The following is a 15,390-nucleotide window of genomic DNA, read 5'->3' as shown; positions in this document are numbered from 1 at the left end:
AGCTACCGTATTCACTTGTGATGCCTCGGTGCGGGACCTACCGTTGGAAAGAGGTTCGGCACTGGAATGCCGGCCTCATAGGGGTTCGGGGGAATCTGGAATGAAGCGGTTCGCACTTCTCACGACGATACTCACCGTCGTGCTCACTCTTCTGCTTCCCTTTGTCGGCGGCGGTGGGCCATCGCTCACCGGTAGCGTGTCCTCCGCGTCAGCTGCCGGTTCGACGGCTCCGGTCTATGCCTCCTCGGCGGTGGCTCCCGTTACTTCTGTCGCAGTGCCAGCCACCATCGTCAACGAGGTGCTTCTCGCCAAAGCCGCAGGGGCTACTGCATCGGCTACTGCGGCGGCCACTGCGGCATACCTCGCCTCCGACACCGAGCACCTTGGCCAGAAGCCCGTGCCGATCCCGGTTGTCGTCGCACCTCCCGCCGCACCGACCGTAGCCGGTAGCGGGCGCACCAGTCGGGGAGGCGGGAGCAGCGCCGGAGCGAGCACGGCAGACCGCCGTGCCGCGGCCGCCGCGGCCGGTTCCTCCTGCCCGGGTGACGGGGGTGGGGGCGGAAGCGCGCCCGGTGGAAGCGAATCGGGCATCGGCGGAACGACCAGCGGAGACATCCAGTCGTTCTCGGCGACCCTCAATGCGATCCGTGCTGCCAACTGTCTCCAGCCCATCGATTCCGGCAACTTTCGCTATGACTCCTGCATGGAGCAGCGCCTCTATTGGATGGCAGAGGATCCGAGCACAAACCCCGGAAACACCTGGGGCCACTCCGGCGTGAGAAGCCTCGCTCCCGACGATAACGGCGCCTACTACTCGGATTCCGTGCCGGCCAGGGGATGCGATGGCAACCTCGCGGGCGGATCGGGCAACAGCGGCGCAACCGTGGCCCAAAAGTGGTGGGACTCACTTCCGCACCGCGCTTCGCTCTACCGCCCGTCTGTTGGCAGTACCGCTGGCGTCTGTATCTACTTTGCGATGACCCATGGGGGAGTGCCTGACGAGAACCCTGGATTCACCCGCGCCGCGGCGCGCTGGGGCGGATGCTGAGCTCCTGCTAGATTCTCGTCTCGTGACTTCTCCTCTGATCGCTGAGACGACCAACCCAACCGCACCGATCCGCTGGGGCATCCTCGGCACCGGATTCATCGCCCACACCCAGACTGCCGATCTCCTCGGCTGCGGCTTCACAGTGGCCGGGGTCGGCTCGCGCTCGCAGGAGACAGCGGATGCCTTCGCGGCCGAGTTCGGCATCCCCACGGCCCACGGGAGCTACGAAGCGCTCGTGGCCGACCCCGGAATCGACGCGATCTACATCTCGACGCCGCATCCGTTCCACGCGGAGAACGCATTACTCGCACTGCGAGCGGGCAAACACGTGCTCATCGAGAAGGCCTTCACCCTCACTGCGGCCCAGGCGATTGCGGTCGTCGAGGCAGGTGAGGCCCATGGACTCGTGGTGATGGAAGCGATGTGGACGCGCTTTCTGCCTCATATGCTGCGTATCCGCGAGATCATCGCCGCCGGAACCCTCGGTGACGTGCGCACGCTCATTGCCGACCATAACCAGGACCTGCCGAAAGACCCCCTGCACCGCATCAACAATCCGACGCTCGGCGGCGGGGCGCTGCTCGACCTCGCCATTTACCCGGTGTCGTTCGCGTTCGATCTGTTCGGCACGCCCGAAACGGTGTGCGCGATCGCGGCGAAGACGGCGACCGATGTCGATCGGCAGACCGCAATCCTGCTCGGATTTGAGGATGGCCGACAGGCCGTGCTCCATTCGGCGCTCGATACGAAGGGACCGAACACCGCATCGATCCTCGGAAGGGGAGGGCGGATCGCCGTGGACGCCGTCTGGTATGCGCCCACTACCTTCACGGTGTTCGACAATCAGGACAGGGTGGTGGAACGCTTTGAAAACTCTGTTTCGCACCGCGGTATGCAGTTCCAGGCGTGGGAGTTCGAGCGCCGAATCAGGGAGGGCGACCTCTCTCCTGTGATCCTTCCGGCCAGGGAAAGTATTCGCATCATGGAGACCCTCGACGCCGTGCGTGCCCAGATCGGGCTCTCGTACCCCGCAGAATAAGCCCGGTTATCATGGGGGTGTGAGTGACCCGCAAGATCCGCAGGCCGCAGAGCCCACGATCGATCCCCTGAATGCGCCATCGGTGACGCCGCCGACGCAGCCATTGACCCGGCGGGAAGCCCGCGAGCTTGCGCAGTCGGCATCGGTGGCCGAGGCAACTTCTGTGCTTCCCGCGGTCGAGCACGAGACCGCGGCCGAGCAGGAGACCACGGCCGAGCAGGAGACCACGGTGCTCGTGACGTCCCCGATCGCCGAAGCATTCGGGTCCGCGGCCCCTCAGCCCGCTCGCGGAGGCATCTTTGCAATGGTCGCTAAGCATCCCAATGCCTGGCTGTTCTCCGCCCTCGGTGTGGTCTTCGTGCTTCTGGCGACGGGGTCGATCGTCGCCGGTGCCGCTGTCGGATCCTCGAAAGCGGATGCCTCCACTCCGGTTTCCCTGGCGAACCCGAGCGCGACGCCCTCGCCCACGCCGACCCGGCCGGTGCCTGCCGCGATCGCCGCAGCCACCCGCCTGCGCACCTGTTCGGTCGCGGCGCCCGCCTCGGATCCGAACCTGCTCACTTTTCAGGGCAGTGTGATCAACACCACCACCGGCGAGGTGCTGTTCGATCGCAATGGTGCGACGCCATCTCGCACTGCGAGCGTGCTCAAGACGCTCACTGCCGCGGCAGCACTTACCGTGCTCGGCCCTGACTATCAGATATCCACGAAGGTCTACGCGGGATCGACCCCCGGTTCTGTCGTGCTGGTCGGTGGTGGCGATCCCACGCTCAGCGCTCTTGGCGCCGGCCAGGAGAGCGTGTATCGCGGCGCTCCGAAACTCAGTGACCTCGCCGCCCAGGCGCGGGCCAAGAGCTCTGTGCCGATCACCGACATCGTGCTCGATTCGACCTACTGGGACCCCACCGACAACTGGGATCCGAGCTGGGAGCGCACCGAACAGTCCGAGGGTTCCCAGCCGGAAGTCACCGCCCTCACCGTCGACGGCGGGCGAGCAAATCCCCAGGCACAGAACAGCCAGCGCAGCAGCGATCCGATCGCGGATGCGGGTGCCGCCTTCGCGGCGGACCTCGGCATCTCCGGGGCCGCGCACGTGACCACCGGCACCGCACCAGCGGGCGCGACGTTGCTCGGCGAAGTAAAGTCGCAACCGGTGCGCGCCCTCGTGGCCTACATGCTGCCAATATCTGACAACACGCTGGGGGAATACCTCGCCCGCCAGACCTCGAAGGTCGCGGGAAGCAACGGCTCGTCCGCCTCCCTCGCCCAGGTGATCCCGGCCGCGCTCGCCAAGTACGGACTCACAACGACCGGCGTTGGCATTCGTGATGGGTCGGGGCTCAGCGACAACAACGTCGTGCCTGCCACGTTCGTCGCCCGGTTGATGGCGAAGGTCGCCGGCGGCCAGCAGAACCTCAACATCATCTATGACGCCCTGCCGATTTCCGGCAAAACCGGCACGCTCGCGAGCCGGTTCACCGGGGCTAACGCGGTCGCCCGCGGTGCCGTCAATGCGAAGACCGGCTGGATCAAGTCTGAATATGCTCTCGCGGGTGTGGTGCACGCCACCGATGGCGCGACATTGTCGTTCGCTTTTTACGCTCTCGGAGCGATCAACAGCCGCACGATTCCTGCCCTTGACACCATCACAACGGCCGTCTTCAAATGCGGCAACAACCTGTCGAATAACTGACGCTCGTGACCCGCGTTCTCTTCATCATCGACGTGCAGAACGACTTCACTGAGGGAGGCGCCCTCGGGGTTGAGGGCGGCGCCGCTGTCGCCGCGGGCATCACGCGTTATCTGGTTCAGCATCCGCATCGCTACGACCAGGTGTTCGGCTCCCGCGACTGGCATGATGCCGACAACGATAACGGTGGTCATTTCGCGACGACGGATGCCCCGGACTTCGTCACCACCTGGCCGGTGCACTGCGTGGCAGGCACGACCGGTGCCGACTACCATCCGGCGCTTGACACCTCGGCGGTCACGGTGGGCGTGCGCAAGGGCCAGGGGTGCCCGGCATACTCGATCTTCGAGGGTGTGACGGATGATGGCGAGCCCTTGCCGCAGAGACTCGACGACCTGGGCGTCGAGGAGATCGACGTCGTCGGAATCGCCACGGATTACTGCGTGCTCGCATCCGCCCTTGATGCGCAGGCGAGCGGACGGACGGTTCGGGTTCTCGAGGACCTCATCGTGGGGGTCGCGGCGGCATCGAGCGTTCTCGCGCTCGAGCAGCTGGTATCCGCTGGAGTGCGAGTCGAAAGGTCAACGTAAAACTAGACTGGAAGCATGAGTGCGATCTCTGAATCCGAACTGCTTGCCAAGGTACCCGACCGACTCTTCATTGGAGGAGAGTGGGTTGAATCCACTTCTGGCCGAGCGATCGAGGTGGTAGATCCCTCGACTGGATTGGTGATCAAGACCATCGCTGACGCGTCCGTCACAGACGGCGCTCTGGCAATGGATGCCGCCGCTGCGGCCCAGGAATCATGGGGGTCCACCGCTCCGCGGGTGCGCGGTGAAATCCTGCGCGGTGCGTTCGATCTGCTGCAGGAGCGGGCAGACGAATTCGCCCTGCTGATGACTCTCGAGATGGGCAAGCCTCTCGCGGAGGCACGCGGCGAGGTCACATACGGCGGCGAGTTCCTTCGCTGGTTTAGCGAAGAGGCTGTGCGTATCGGGGGTCACTACGGCGTGAACCCGGAGGGCACCGGGCGCATGTTCGTCACCCGCTTCCCGGTGGGACCTTGCTTCCTCATCACGCCGTGGAACTTTCCGCTCGCGATGGCGACGCGCAAGATCGCCCCAGCGTTGGCCGCGGGCTGCACGGCGGTGGTGAAGCCGGCGGAGCTCACCCCGCTCACGACCCTCTACTTCGCACGACTCCTCGAGGAGTCGGGCTTGCCGAAGGGCGTGCTCAACGTCATCACCACCTCGACCTCCGGAGACGTCTCCGGGCCGATCATCGCAGACCCTCGGCTGCGCAAACTGAGCTTCACCGGATCGACCCCCGTCGGAGTGCGCTTGCTCAAGCAGGCCGCCGACAACGTGTTGCGCACCTCCATGGAGCTTGGCGGTAATGCGCCGTTCCTGGTGTTCGAGGATGCCGACCTGGATGCCGCGGTAGACGGCGCGATGATCGCCAAGTTCCGCAACATCGGCCAGGCCTGCACGGCGGCGAACCGATTCATCGTGCACGAGGCGGTTGCCGAAGAATTCGCCGCTCGTGTGACCGCGCGGGTGAATGCCCTGACAATCGGCCGAGGTACCGAGGAGGGTGTCGCGATCGGCCCGCTCATCAATGCCGCTGCGGTTACAAAAGCCGATGACCTGGTGAAAGATGCGGTCTCCCGGGGGGCGATAGTCCTTACCGGCGGATCCCCCGTTGACCGCGATGGCACCTTCTATGCGCCGACCGTGATTACCGGCGTGACGCCCGGAAGCGACATCCTGCGCGAGGAGATTTTCGGGCCGGTGCTGTCGATCACGACCTTCAGCGACGAGACGGATGCCGTGGCCAAGGCCAACGACACCCAGTACGGTTTGGTGAGCTATGCCTTCACGCGCGACCTGGCCCGCGGACTGAGACTGATCGACAGCATCCAGACCGGAATGATGGGCCTCAACGTGGGAGTCGTGTCGAATGCGGCGGCGCCCTTCGGTGGGGTCAAGCAGTCCGGGCTCGGCCGCGAGGGCGGAGACGTCGGAATCGACGAGTACCTCGAGACGAAATATGTGCTCGCACCACACACCGTCGCGTGACCGTCGTCGAGATCGCGGATCTCTCCGATCCCCGGCTCGCCGATTACTCGCACCAGACGGATGTTGCGCTCAAGAAGGCCCGTGGCACCGAGCACGGGCTCTATATCGCCGAGTCGGTGCTGGTGCTGCGGCGTGCGATCGCCGCCGGGCACCGTCCGCGCTCCGTGCTCGCCCTCGGTAACACCGTTGAGGAGGCGAGGGCCATCGTCGGAGGCGACGTGCCGATATTTTCCGGGCCGAGTGAACTGCTTGAGGAGCTCACCGGCTATCTGCTTCATCGCGGGCTGATCGCGGCGATGCACCGGCCTGCACTCCCGACTGCGACCTCGCTGCTCGAGGGGGCCCGACGGGTGATCATCCTCGAAAACGTGGCTGACCCCACCAACGTCGGCGCGATTTTCCGCTCGGTCGCAGCCATCGGAGCGGATGCCGTCTTCGTGACGCCCCGGTGTTCCGACCCGTTCTACCGGCGCGCCATCCGGGTGTCAATGGGCACTGTGCTCCAGGTGCCGTGGACGCGCCTCGGGGACTGGCCGTCCGCGCGGCAGATACTCGCGGCATCCGGCTTTCAGGTGGTGGCCCTGGCGCTGAGCCCGGATGCCGTGAGCCTGCGTGACTTTGTGGCGCCCGAGAAGCTCGCGCTTGTGCTCGGCGCCGAGGGGGAGGGTCTCACGGCAGAGGCGCTCGCCAGCGCTGACACCATTGTGCAGATTCCGATGGCGCATGGAATTGATTCGCTCAATGTGGCGGCCACCGCGGCGGTGGCGATGTGGGCGCTCGGCTAAGCCTCAGGGGTCCCGAATGCTGCGGTCGGATGATCGGCTGCTCTCATCCACGAAGGCCGTGGTGTGCAACCAACACTCTCGACGTCTCTGCTCACTCACGGGTCCATGCGTGCACGTGCGCCACGCCTGTGTGCGTGCACGAGCGGCACGCGCGCGTGCTTGAGTGACACGCGTGTATGCGTGCGACACCAGTGCATGCGTGGGTGGGTTCGTGCTTGCGTGGGTGGGTTCGTGCCTGAGTGCGTGCAGGAGTGACACCCGTGACACCCGTGCGTGCAGGCAGCAGCGACACGCCTGTGTGCGTGCACGAGTGGCGCGCGCGTGCGTGCATGAGTGACACTCGCGCCCGAAAATTCGGGCGCGAGTGTCACTCATGGGCGCGGAGGCGGAGGGGCGGGGGCGCAGAGGGGCGGAGGCATGGGCGCGGAGGCGCGGGGGCTGGGGCGCAGAGGCGCAGAGGGGCCGGCGCGGAGGCGCGGCCACGGAGCCGCGCGGAAGGAGGAGTCGGCCCTAGACGAGGAGCTGGTGCTTCGCTAGCTCGCGGTAGAGCGGGGTGCTCTTCACCAGCTCGGAGTGGGTGCCGGTGCCGACGACCCGTCCATGGTCGAGCACCACGATCTGGTCGGAGTCGACGACGGTGGAGAGCCGGTGTGCGATCACGATCAGGGTGCGGTTCTCGGCGACGGCATCGATCGCTTCGCGCAGCAGCTGCTCGTTGAGACCGTCGAGCGACGAGGTCGACTCGTCGAGAAGCAGGATGGGCGGCGCCGCGAGCAGGGTGCGAGCGATGGCGAGACGCTGGCGTTCGCCGCCGGAGAGCATCACTCCCTCTTCGCCGACAGCGGCATCCAGTCCCTTCTCGTTACGCTCAAGCACCTCGGTGAGATTCACGTCGTGCAGCACCCGGATGCACTCCTCATCGGTCGCGTGCGGGGCACCGAGCGTGAGGTTGTCGCGCAGTGAACCGGCGAGCACGGGCGCATCCTGCTCCACATAGCCGATCTGGGCCCGCAGCGCTTCGCGATCGAGGCCGCGGATGTCGACGCCGCCGAGTCGCACGATACCCGAGGTCGGATCGTAGAAGCGCTCGATCAGTGCGAGGATCGTGCTCTTGCCGGCGCCGGACGGACCGACGAGAGCCGTACGCTGGCCGCGTGGCGCATCGAACGAGACGCCGTGGAGCACGGTGAGATCCTTGCGCGCGACACCTTCATCATCGTCAGCGGACCCGGGAGCCCGTGCCGCATCCGGATAGGTGAAGACCACGTCGTGGAAACTGATCGCGGCATCCGACGGCAACGGTGCGGCCGGCTCGATCGCGCCATCGAGCTCGGCCTCGCTCGGCAGGGTCACTATCTCCTGGATGCGCCCGAGCGCCCCGAGCGCCTGGTTAACCGAGGTGATGGCACCGAAGGCCTGGCCGAGCGGCATGATCAGCATGAACAGGAAGAAGATGAACGCCACGAGGTTCGCGATAGTGATCGCGCCGCTGGCCACGCGGAATCCGCCGACACCGAGAACAACGAGCAGCGACACCTGAAGGGCGATGCCGGCGATCGGCACCACGAGAGCCGAGATTTTTGCGACCTGGATTCCCATCTCCCAGGCACCGGTCGCATCCTTCTCGATTGCGGCCGTCTCGCGGTCGGTGGCATTCGAAGCCCGAACGGTGCGGATGGCTCCAAGCGCACGTTCAACGGAGGAGGCGAGATCCCCCACCTTCTCCTGCTGCTTGCGGCTGGCGACGCGCACCCGTCCCGAGAGCAGCACGACCGTGACCACCGAGACCGCTATGACCAGTACGGTGAGCCCAAGAAGCACGGGGTCGATCACGAGCATGGCGATGAGCGCACCGAGAAAGATCAGCGCCCCACCCACGGCATCGACGAGCCCCTGAGTGAGGACGGCGTAGAGCAGAGTGGTGTCAGATCCGACCCGGGAGACCAGGTCGCCGGTGCGCCTGGTGTCGAATTCGCTGATCGGGAGCCGCAGCATCCGCCGGACCAGCTGCCGTCGGGCCGAGAGCACAACGCTGGTTCCGGTGCGCTGCAACAGGTAGTGCTGCACCCCGGAGAGGATCGCGGAGATCACGACGAGAGCCACGAGCAGGAACACCAGCGCGCCGAGCGGCTCGCTCTTCTGCACGCGGGCGATCACCTGGCTCACCAACAGAGGCTGCGCCAATGCGGTCCCGGCGCCGAGCACGCTCAGCGCGATGACGATACCGAGCACCCTCTTGTGCTCGAGCAGGTAGGGCAGCAGCTGGCGGAAGCTCGCGCGCGGTCCCTCGTCCTTCTTTGCACGGGCGAATGGCGAACGAGATCGAGGGGGTTGTGTGCTTGTGCTCATGATGTCTTTCGGATGGCCGAGGCGAACAGTCAAGCTTAGGCACGGTGTAGATGGACACACGTACTCCGCGGGGAACATGCTCAGTACTCTCTGCATGTCCGAGGAACTGGTTAGGGTTGTCTACCGTGCCCTCACCTGTCATCGCTGCTCATCTCCTCACCAAGAAGTACAAGGATTTCGCGGCGGTCGACGGCATCTCGTTCGAGATCGCGCCGGGCGAGTCCTTCGGCTTCCTCGGGCCGAATGGGGCGGGCAAGTCGACGACGATGCGCATGGTCGGCGCTGTCTCGACACGCACGAGCGGCTCGCTGGAGATTCTGGGTCTCGACCCCAATGAGCACGGCCCGGAGATCCGGTCGCAGCTGGGCGTCGTTCCCCAGCAGGACAACCTCGACATGGAATTGCGCGTGCGTGACAATCTCATTGTCTACGGACGCTATTTCGGCATCAACACCTCCACCTGTGCCGCCAAGGCTGACGAGCTTCTCGAATTCGCCCAGCTCTCCGACCGCAAGAAGTCAAGGGTGGACGACCTCTCTGGTGGGATGAAGCGCCGACTGACTATTGCGCGGTCCCTCATGAACGACCCGAGGGTCCTCCTGCTCGACGAACCGACCACCGGTCTCGACCCGCAGGCCAGGCATATCCTCTGGGATCGGCTGTTTCGCCTCAAGGAGCAGGGCACGACCCTTGTGCTGACCACGCACTACATGGATGAGGCAGAGCAACTCTGTGACCGCATCGTTGTCGTCGATAAGGGCACGATCATGGCCGAAGGGGCGCCGGCCGATCTCATCCGCACCTATTCGACGCGCGAGGTGCTCGAACTGCGGTTCGGCTCGGACAACAACGCGACGGTGGCCACGCAAGTGGTCGGCATCGGCGACCGCATCGAGGTGCTCCCCGACCGAATCCTCATTTACAGCAACGACGGCGACTCCGACCTCGACCGGATCCTCGCGCAGGGGTTTACCCCGATCACCACCCTCGTGCGGCGGTCCAGCCTCGAGGACGTGTTTCTGCGGCTCACCGGGCGGAGTCTGATCGAATGACAGTCGCCATCGAGACTCCCTTGGCCCGGGCGATCGCCGCCGGAGTGAAACCGCGCCGCTACGGCTCCTGGTATGTGGCCGAGCATCGCATTCGCGGCATCCGGAGCTACTACAAAACCCTGCTGTTCACGGCGATCGGCAGCCCCTTCATGTACCTGTTTGCGCTCGGGGTGGGGCTGGCGACTCTCGTCGACCGGCACAACGGACTCGGTGGAACGAGCTACCTTGCCTTCGTCGCGCCCGCCCTGATCGCTTCGGCCGCGGTCACGGCGGCGGTGGAGGAGTGCACCTACCCGATTCTCATGGGCTTCAAGTGGAATCCGATCTTCTTCGGGATGAACGCCGCGCCGATCTCGGGTGCCCAGATTGTCAACGGAATCTTCATCGCCGTACTCGCCCGGCTGCTGCCAACCACCCTCATCTACTACCTCGTCATGCTGGTGTTCGGGGCGGTTCCGTCGCCACTCGGCGTGCTCGATATTCCGATCGCGGTTCTCACCGGAATGGCCTTCGGTCTGGTAATCGCGAGCTATATGGCAACAGTTGAGCAGGATGTCGGCCAGCCCGCCTTCATCCAGCGGTTCATCATCATCCCGCTTTTTCTCTTCTCCGGTACCTTCTTCCCGCTCACCCAGATGCCCATTTTCTTGCGGTGGATCGGGTGGATCTCACCGCTGTGGCACGGCACGGAGCTGGGTCGCGTGGTGAGCTACGGCGCGGTCGAGCCCGGCTGGCTCACCATCGTGCACGTGCTCTACCCCCTGGCGCTCTGTGTCTATGGCTGGGGGCGCACCCAGGTCGTCGTCACACGGAGGCTCAACAAATGAGCGGGACCCCTGCCCGTGCCCCCCTCCGGCCGGTGCCAAAGCCCCGTGCCGGCGGCATCGGTTCGCTTTACGCTGGCAACTCTCGGGCGGTCATCGCGCGGGGACTCCTCGCCACCCGCAGTTCCAACTGGCTCATTGTGCTGAGTGGATTTTTCGAGCCGGTGTTCTATCTGCTGTCGCTGGGTATCGGCCTTGGCGCCCTGGTCGGCTCGGTCTCTACGACGACCGGTCAGCCCGTGTCATACGCGGCGTTCATAGCGCCGGCACTTCTTGCGGTGTCGGCGATGAACGGGGCGATTTTCGACTCCACCTGGAACGTATTTTTCAAGATGCAGTATGCCAAGCTGTACGAGGGGATGCTCGCGACATCGCTGGGGCCGCTGGATGTGGCACTCGGTGAGATCTTCCTCGCGCTGTTGCGCGGCGCGGTCTATGCAACGGGTTTCCTCATTGTGATGCAGGTGCTCGGCCTCAACCGCTCCTGGACAGCGATCCTCGCAATCCCGGCGGTACTGCTCATCGCCTTCGGGTTCGCGAGCCTCGGAATGGCGATCACCAGCTATATGAAGACATTCCAGCAGATGGACTGGATCAACTTCGTGATGCTGCCCATGTTCCTTTTCTCGGCGACCTTCTACCCCTTGAGTGTCTACCCGCAGGCGATTCAGTGGCTGATCCAGGCGCTACCGCTGTGGCACGGCGTCGAACTCGTGCGGGGCCTGACAACGGGAGCGCTGAGCGTCGCGATGATCGGGCATGTGCTGTACTACGTCGTGATGATCGCCGTCGGGCTGGTGTTCACGACCCGTCGGTTGCGCACGCTCTTCCTCGACTAGCCCCGGCACGATCCGCCTCCGCTCCTCGTCCGCCGTCGCGTGGCCGCACTGCCGCGTCTCCCCGTCCACCTCCCGTTTTTGCGACCACCACGGTGTGCAGACACGGAGGTGGTCGCAAAAACGGGAGGGGGTGCGGGGTGCGCGGCGGCTACTCCACTATCGTCGTGAAGTCGCTGTCGCGAGTCTCGCTGCTCAATCGAAGGGCCACGAGGGTGATCCCGGCCGCCAGCGACAGGTAGACGCCGACGAGGATCGTGCTGCCGCCCGCCAGCGCCCAGAGTGCAAGCGCGATGTAGGGCGCGACCGCCGCACCGAGGATGCTTGAGAAGTTGTAGCTGATGCCAGAGCCGGTGTATCGCACGTTCGTCGCGAACAGCTCGGGCAACTGGGCCCCCATCGGCCCGAAGGTGAGTCCCATGAGGGAGAAGCCGAGGATGAGCCAGGCCATCACTCCCACGGTGCCACCGCCTGAAAGCGGCACGAACAGCAGTCCGAAGACGATGATGCCGATTGTGACCACACTGAGCATCCGTCGCCGCCCGAAGCGTTCCGCGAGCGGGCCGGAGACGAGGGTGAAGATTCCGAAGAACACCACCCCGATGATCAGCATGATCAAAAATTCGTTGCGGCTGAAGCCCAATCCGGGCACGAACGAGCTCGGATTGAACGGCTTGCCTGCCGCACTGGCTGCCGCGGCGGCATCCTCGACGGTTCGCGCTGCGGTACCGAAGGCCAGCGTGAAGGTGGTCATCAGATAGAAGAGCACGTAGGTGGCGAGCATGATGAACGTGCCGAGGATGAGTTGCCGCCAGCTGGTCTTGAACACCAAGGCCAGCGGTACGCGGGCCACTGCCCCCTGCTCGATCACCCGGGTGAAGGCCGGAGCCTCGACCAACCGGAATCTTACGTAGAGACCGACTATTACGAGCACGGCGCTGGCGAGGAACGGGATGCGCCACCCCCAGGCCGCGAACGCGTCAGCGGGAAGGGTGAGGTTGAGGAGAAGAAAGAGCAGGTTGGCGATGATGAAGCCGATCGGTGCTCCCAGCTGGGGAAAGGTGCCATAGATCGCACGCTTGCCGGCCGGCGCATTCTCGGTGGCGAGAAGTGCGGCTCCGCTCCACTCCCCACCGAGGCCGATTCCTTGGGCGAACCGGAAGACCACGAGAAGCAATGGGGCGAGCACGCTCCAGCCGGGAGTGGATGCCGAGGGCAGGCAGCCGATCAGGAAGGTTGCGATGCCCATGGTGAGCAAGGACGCGATGAGTGTGCCCTTGCGGCCGATACGGTCGCCGAAGTGGCCGAAGAGGATCGAACCGATCGGTCGGCCGATGAAGGCGGCGGCAAAGACGGCGAAGGAACTCAGCAGCCCGCTGGCTGGTGACTGCGCCGGGAAAAACAGGGCGGGAAAGACGAGCACGGCTGCGGTTGCGTAAACGTAGAAGTCGTAGAACTCGATCGACGTGCCGATCAGGCTCGCAAGGATCACGCGGGAGCGAGGATTCGCGGGTGCGGAGGCGGTGGCGGCAGGCGATGACATGACGAATGCTCCCTAGAGACGAGAATGACCGCCTCCGACCCTACCCCCCGTTTGGGGGCCATCCCGCCCACCGTCTCCCGTTTTTGCGACCACCACCCTGTGCGAACACGGAGGTGGTCGCAAAAACGGGAGGTGGATGCCGCTGGACCGGGGGGCGGACGGGGGCGGATGCCGCAGACGCGCTACCGCACGCCCTTGATCGGCAGGATGGCGAGGCCGCCGAGCGTCGCGGCGATCGCCGAGCAGACGAAGAGCCCGGTGAAACCCCCGACGGCGGCGACCAGGAACGCTCCGAGGAGCGGAGCGAACGCCTGGGGGACGGCCGTCGCAATGTTCATGATTCCGAGGTCTTTACCCCGGCTGTGCGAGTCGGGAAGTACCTGGGTCGCGAGGGCCTGGTCGACGGCCATGAAGCATCCATAGCCGAGACCGAGTAGGCCTGCCGCAACCATGGCGACAGAAAGCGCGGGCGCGAAGGCGAGTAGCAGTGCGGCGAGTGCCTGAAGGTAGGCGGCGGCATAGACAAAAACCTTACGCTGGCCGATTCGGTCGCTGAGCTTTCCGAAGCCAAGAGCCGCGGCGATGAAGAAAACGAGGTAGATCATCGTGAGAATGAGCAGGTCGTCTTCTGCAGCTTTTCCGAGCCCGAGTCCGTACATGAGGAAGTACAGGAGCAACGTGGTGCCGAGTGCGTTGCCGAGGTTGACGAGGATACGACCGAGAAGGGTCCAGCCGAAGTCGGGAAAGCGGATGGGGTTGACCCAGAATCCGCGCAGCAGGCTGCCGAAAGTGAACGGGGCCCGAAGCACCCGGGGCAGCACCTCGTCGGGGATGAGCAGCACGAAGGGTACGACGAACACGATCAGAAGCACTGCCATCAGTGTGTAGCCGACGAAGGTCGTGAGCACGAGGGCGAGGACGAGTACGAGGCCGAGCACGGTGCCGACCGCCTGTGGAGCTGACACCCAGCCCGAGACGAAACCACGCTGGTTGACCGGCACCTGGTCGGAGATGGTGGCCGTGACGGCTGCAGAGATGATACAGAAACCGCTGAGCGCGAGCGACCAGAAGATGCCGACCCCCACGATCGAGGTCTGCGCGCCGAGGAGGAACAGCGCGATCGCGAAGACGAGAGTTCCGATGAAGATCCACGGTCGACGGCGTCCAAAACGAGACGTGGTCCGGTCGGAGAGTGCGCCCGTGAGCGGGTAGACGATGAGAGCGCAGGCGCCGGCGATGCCAGAGATGATGCCGAATGCGACGACGCTCGACACCCAGTCCTTCGGCTTGAACAGTTCATCGATCTGCTGGGGAAGCAGCAGTTGGATCGGCGTGAGCTGCGCCATCCAGATGCCCAGCCACGCCGTGGCGAACAGTGCGATCCAGCGTGCCGATACTTTCCGTCGCGGCTCGGCGAAGGGGGTGAATGCGGCAGGCAGTGTCGGTGCGGTCATTCGTCAAGCTCCTCCGTCGCCAGAATAGCGTTTTGAATGCACGAAAACAGGCCAGCCGCGGCCCCCGTTCGGGACGTTGGGACCTGGGCGTGCTACGCGCCGTCGGCTGTGGCCCAGCGAGTGAACAGTGCAGAAGCGTCGCTCACGAAAGTGCCACGGGGCTCGATGCGCCCACAGTCGTAGACGCGGAATTTTGCCGTCTTCGAATCGGCGAATTCGAGGGTGACGTTAGTTGCCAGCCCGCCGGTGCAGACATCGTTAAGCGACTGGTCGAACTGGGTCACGTCGATCGAGTACTTCTTGACGATGGCCGTGAACGCGGCAATGCGTGCGGGATCCGTCGTCTGGTGAGCAGAATCGGAGAACCCCGCGACGGCCGTGGACTGGCTGTACTGGATGCCGGTGATCGTTGTGACCACCGGGCGTGAGCCGGAATTCAGTGCCACAATGAGCACCACGAGCGCCACGACCACGACGGCGGCGACAGCCGCGAAGAGCCGCACCGGCGGCCGCACCTCAGGCCGGTTCGATAACGGAGTGACTGCTGAGGCTGCGCGAGACCTTGCCGGGATTCTTCAGGAACACGACGTAGGTGAACCCGGCAGCGAGTACCACCGCGATGACAATGGCGATCACGATCAGGATCTTGAAGGGGTTACTCACGTAGCCAGCCTACCTTTCGGTGCTCCGGG

14 protein-coding genes are annotated in these 15,390 nt (G+C 64.9%); 9 read left to right on the top strand and 5 right to left on the bottom strand.

The features are described from left to right. Positions 1–100 precede the first annotated feature (100 nt). From RCH11_RS08795 to RCH11_RS08770, 6 genes are read left to right on the top strand one after another with little or no spacing between them, the layout of a single operon-like run. Entirely contained in the window at positions 101–1,048 is a 948-nt protein-coding gene (locus tag RCH11_RS08795) for a hypothetical protein (RefSeq protein ID WP_327056623.1), read from the top strand. Positions 1,049–1,070: 22 nt separating this feature from the next. Then, positions 1,071–2,087, top strand: coding sequence for a Gfo/Idh/MocA family protein (locus tag RCH11_RS08790; RefSeq protein ID WP_327056622.1), 1,017 nt, complete (start codon positions 1,071–1,073; stop codon positions 2,085–2,087). 19 nt (positions 2,088–2,106) lie between these two features. Continuing rightward, positions 2,107–3,780 (top strand): D-alanyl-D-alanine carboxypeptidase/D-alanyl-D-alanine endopeptidase, encoded by a 1,674-nt coding sequence (gene dacB / locus RCH11_RS08785; protein ID WP_327056621.1) that lies wholly within the window; start codon positions 2,107–2,109, stop codon positions 3,778–3,780. A 5-nt stretch (positions 3,781–3,785) separates the two neighbouring features. Next, positions 3,786–4,367 carry an isochorismatase family protein gene (locus RCH11_RS08780; protein WP_327056620.1) on the top strand — a complete coding sequence of 194 codons (582 nt, stop codon included), beginning with the start codon at positions 3,786–3,788 and terminating at the stop codon, positions 4,365–4,367. A 15-nt stretch (positions 4,368–4,382) separates the two neighbouring features. After that, positions 4,383–5,855 (top strand): NAD-dependent succinate-semialdehyde dehydrogenase, encoded by a 1,473-nt coding sequence (locus RCH11_RS08775; RefSeq protein ID WP_327056619.1) that lies wholly within the window; start codon positions 4,383–4,385, stop codon positions 5,853–5,855. Then, the gene (locus tag RCH11_RS08770; RefSeq protein WP_327056618.1) at positions 5,852–6,640 is read left to right on the top strand and encodes a TrmH family RNA methyltransferase; all 789 of its coding nucleotides are present in this window, start codon (positions 5,852–5,854) and stop codon (positions 6,638–6,640) included. The genes RCH11_RS08775 and RCH11_RS08770 overlap by 4 nt, the downstream gene beginning before the upstream one ends. A gap of 510 nt (positions 6,641–7,150) precedes the next feature. Here the strand turns inward: RCH11_RS08770 and RCH11_RS08765 are convergent. Then, entirely contained in the window at positions 7,151–8,989 is a 1,839-nt protein-coding gene (locus RCH11_RS08765; RefSeq protein ID WP_327056617.1) for an ABC transporter ATP-binding protein, read from the bottom strand. Between the two features lie 125 nt (positions 8,990–9,114). On the opposite strand from RCH11_RS08765, the gene RCH11_RS08760 reads away from it, so the two are divergent. Genes RCH11_RS08760 through RCH11_RS08750 form a run of 3 tightly spaced genes read left to right on the top strand, consistent with a single transcriptional unit; the run spans position 9,115 to position 11,704 of the window. Then, a complete protein-coding gene (locus RCH11_RS08760) occupies positions 9,115–10,041 on the top strand; it encodes an ABC transporter ATP-binding protein (RefSeq protein ID WP_327056616.1) in 927 nt (308 codons plus the stop codon). Next, positions 10,038–10,868, top strand: a complete 831-nt coding sequence (locus RCH11_RS08755; protein WP_327056615.1) for an ABC transporter permease — start codon at positions 10,038–10,040, stop codon at positions 10,866–10,868. Before RCH11_RS08760 ends, RCH11_RS08755 begins: the two co-directional genes overlap by 4 nt. Next, positions 10,865–11,704: an ABC transporter permease gene (locus RCH11_RS08750; RefSeq protein ID WP_327056614.1), complete on the top strand. Its 840-nt coding sequence runs from the start codon at positions 10,865–10,867 to the stop codon at positions 11,702–11,704. Before RCH11_RS08755 ends, RCH11_RS08750 begins: the two co-directional genes overlap by 4 nt. A 148-nt stretch (positions 11,705–11,852) precedes the next feature. Here the strand turns inward: RCH11_RS08750 and RCH11_RS08745 are convergent, their stop codons facing one another. The 4 genes from RCH11_RS08745 to RCH11_RS08730 form a co-directional block, all read right to left on the bottom strand. Then, complete coding sequence (locus RCH11_RS08745; RefSeq protein ID WP_327056613.1) at positions 11,853–13,244, bottom strand: MFS transporter; 1,392 nt, start codon at positions 13,242–13,244, stop codon at positions 11,853–11,855. A gap of 182 nt (positions 13,245–13,426) precedes the next feature. Beyond that, positions 13,427–14,698 carry an MFS transporter gene (locus tag RCH11_RS08740; protein WP_327056612.1) on the bottom strand — a complete coding sequence of 424 codons (1,272 nt, stop codon included), beginning with the start codon at positions 14,696–14,698 and terminating at the stop codon, positions 13,427–13,429. A 92-nt stretch (positions 14,699–14,790) separates the two neighbouring features. Continuing rightward, positions 14,791–15,201 (bottom strand): hypothetical protein, encoded by a 411-nt coding sequence (locus RCH11_RS08735; RefSeq protein WP_327056611.1) that lies wholly within the window; start codon positions 15,199–15,201, stop codon positions 14,791–14,793. Positions 15,202–15,214: 13 nt separating this feature from the next. Continuing rightward, positions 15,215–15,361, bottom strand: a complete 147-nt coding sequence (locus RCH11_RS08730) for a hypothetical protein (RefSeq protein ID WP_327056610.1) — start codon at positions 15,359–15,361, stop codon at positions 15,215–15,217. Between the last annotated feature and the right edge of the window lie 29 nt (positions 15,362–15,390).

This window comes from Glaciihabitans sp. GrIS 2.15 (assembly GCF_035984695.1).
GTDB lineage: Bacteria > Actinomycetota > Actinomycetes > Actinomycetales > Microbacteriaceae > Lacisediminihabitans.
The sequence above is the reverse complement of the archived record's forward strand: the minus strand, read 5'-3'. Positions and strand labels throughout refer to the sequence as shown.

Excerpts from the sequence above, each read along its gene's own strand:
- RCH11_RS08765 (WP_327056617.1), bottom strand. The coding sequence starts at position 8,989 with ATGAGCACAAGCACACAACCCCCTCGATCTCGTTCGCCATTCGCCCGT.
- RCH11_RS08750 (WP_327056614.1), top strand. The coding sequence starts at position 10,865 with ATGAGCGGGACCCCTGCCCGTGCCCCCCTCCGGCCGGTGCCAAAGCCC.
- RCH11_RS08795 (WP_327056623.1), top strand. The coding sequence starts at position 101 with ATGAAGCGGTTCGCACTTCTCACGACGATACTCACCGTCGTGCTCACT.
- RCH11_RS08740 (WP_327056612.1), bottom strand. The coding sequence starts at position 14,698 with ATGACCGCACCGACACTGCCTGCCGCATTCACCCCCTTCGCCGAGCCG.
- RCH11_RS08775 (WP_327056619.1), top strand. The coding sequence starts at position 4,383 with ATGAGTGCGATCTCTGAATCCGAACTGCTTGCCAAGGTACCCGACCGA.
- RCH11_RS08755 (WP_327056615.1), top strand. The coding sequence starts at position 10,038 with ATGACAGTCGCCATCGAGACTCCCTTGGCCCGGGCGATCGCCGCCGGA.
- RCH11_RS08745 (WP_327056613.1), bottom strand. The coding sequence starts at position 13,244 with ATGTCATCGCCTGCCGCCACCGCCTCCGCACCCGCGAATCCTCGCTCC.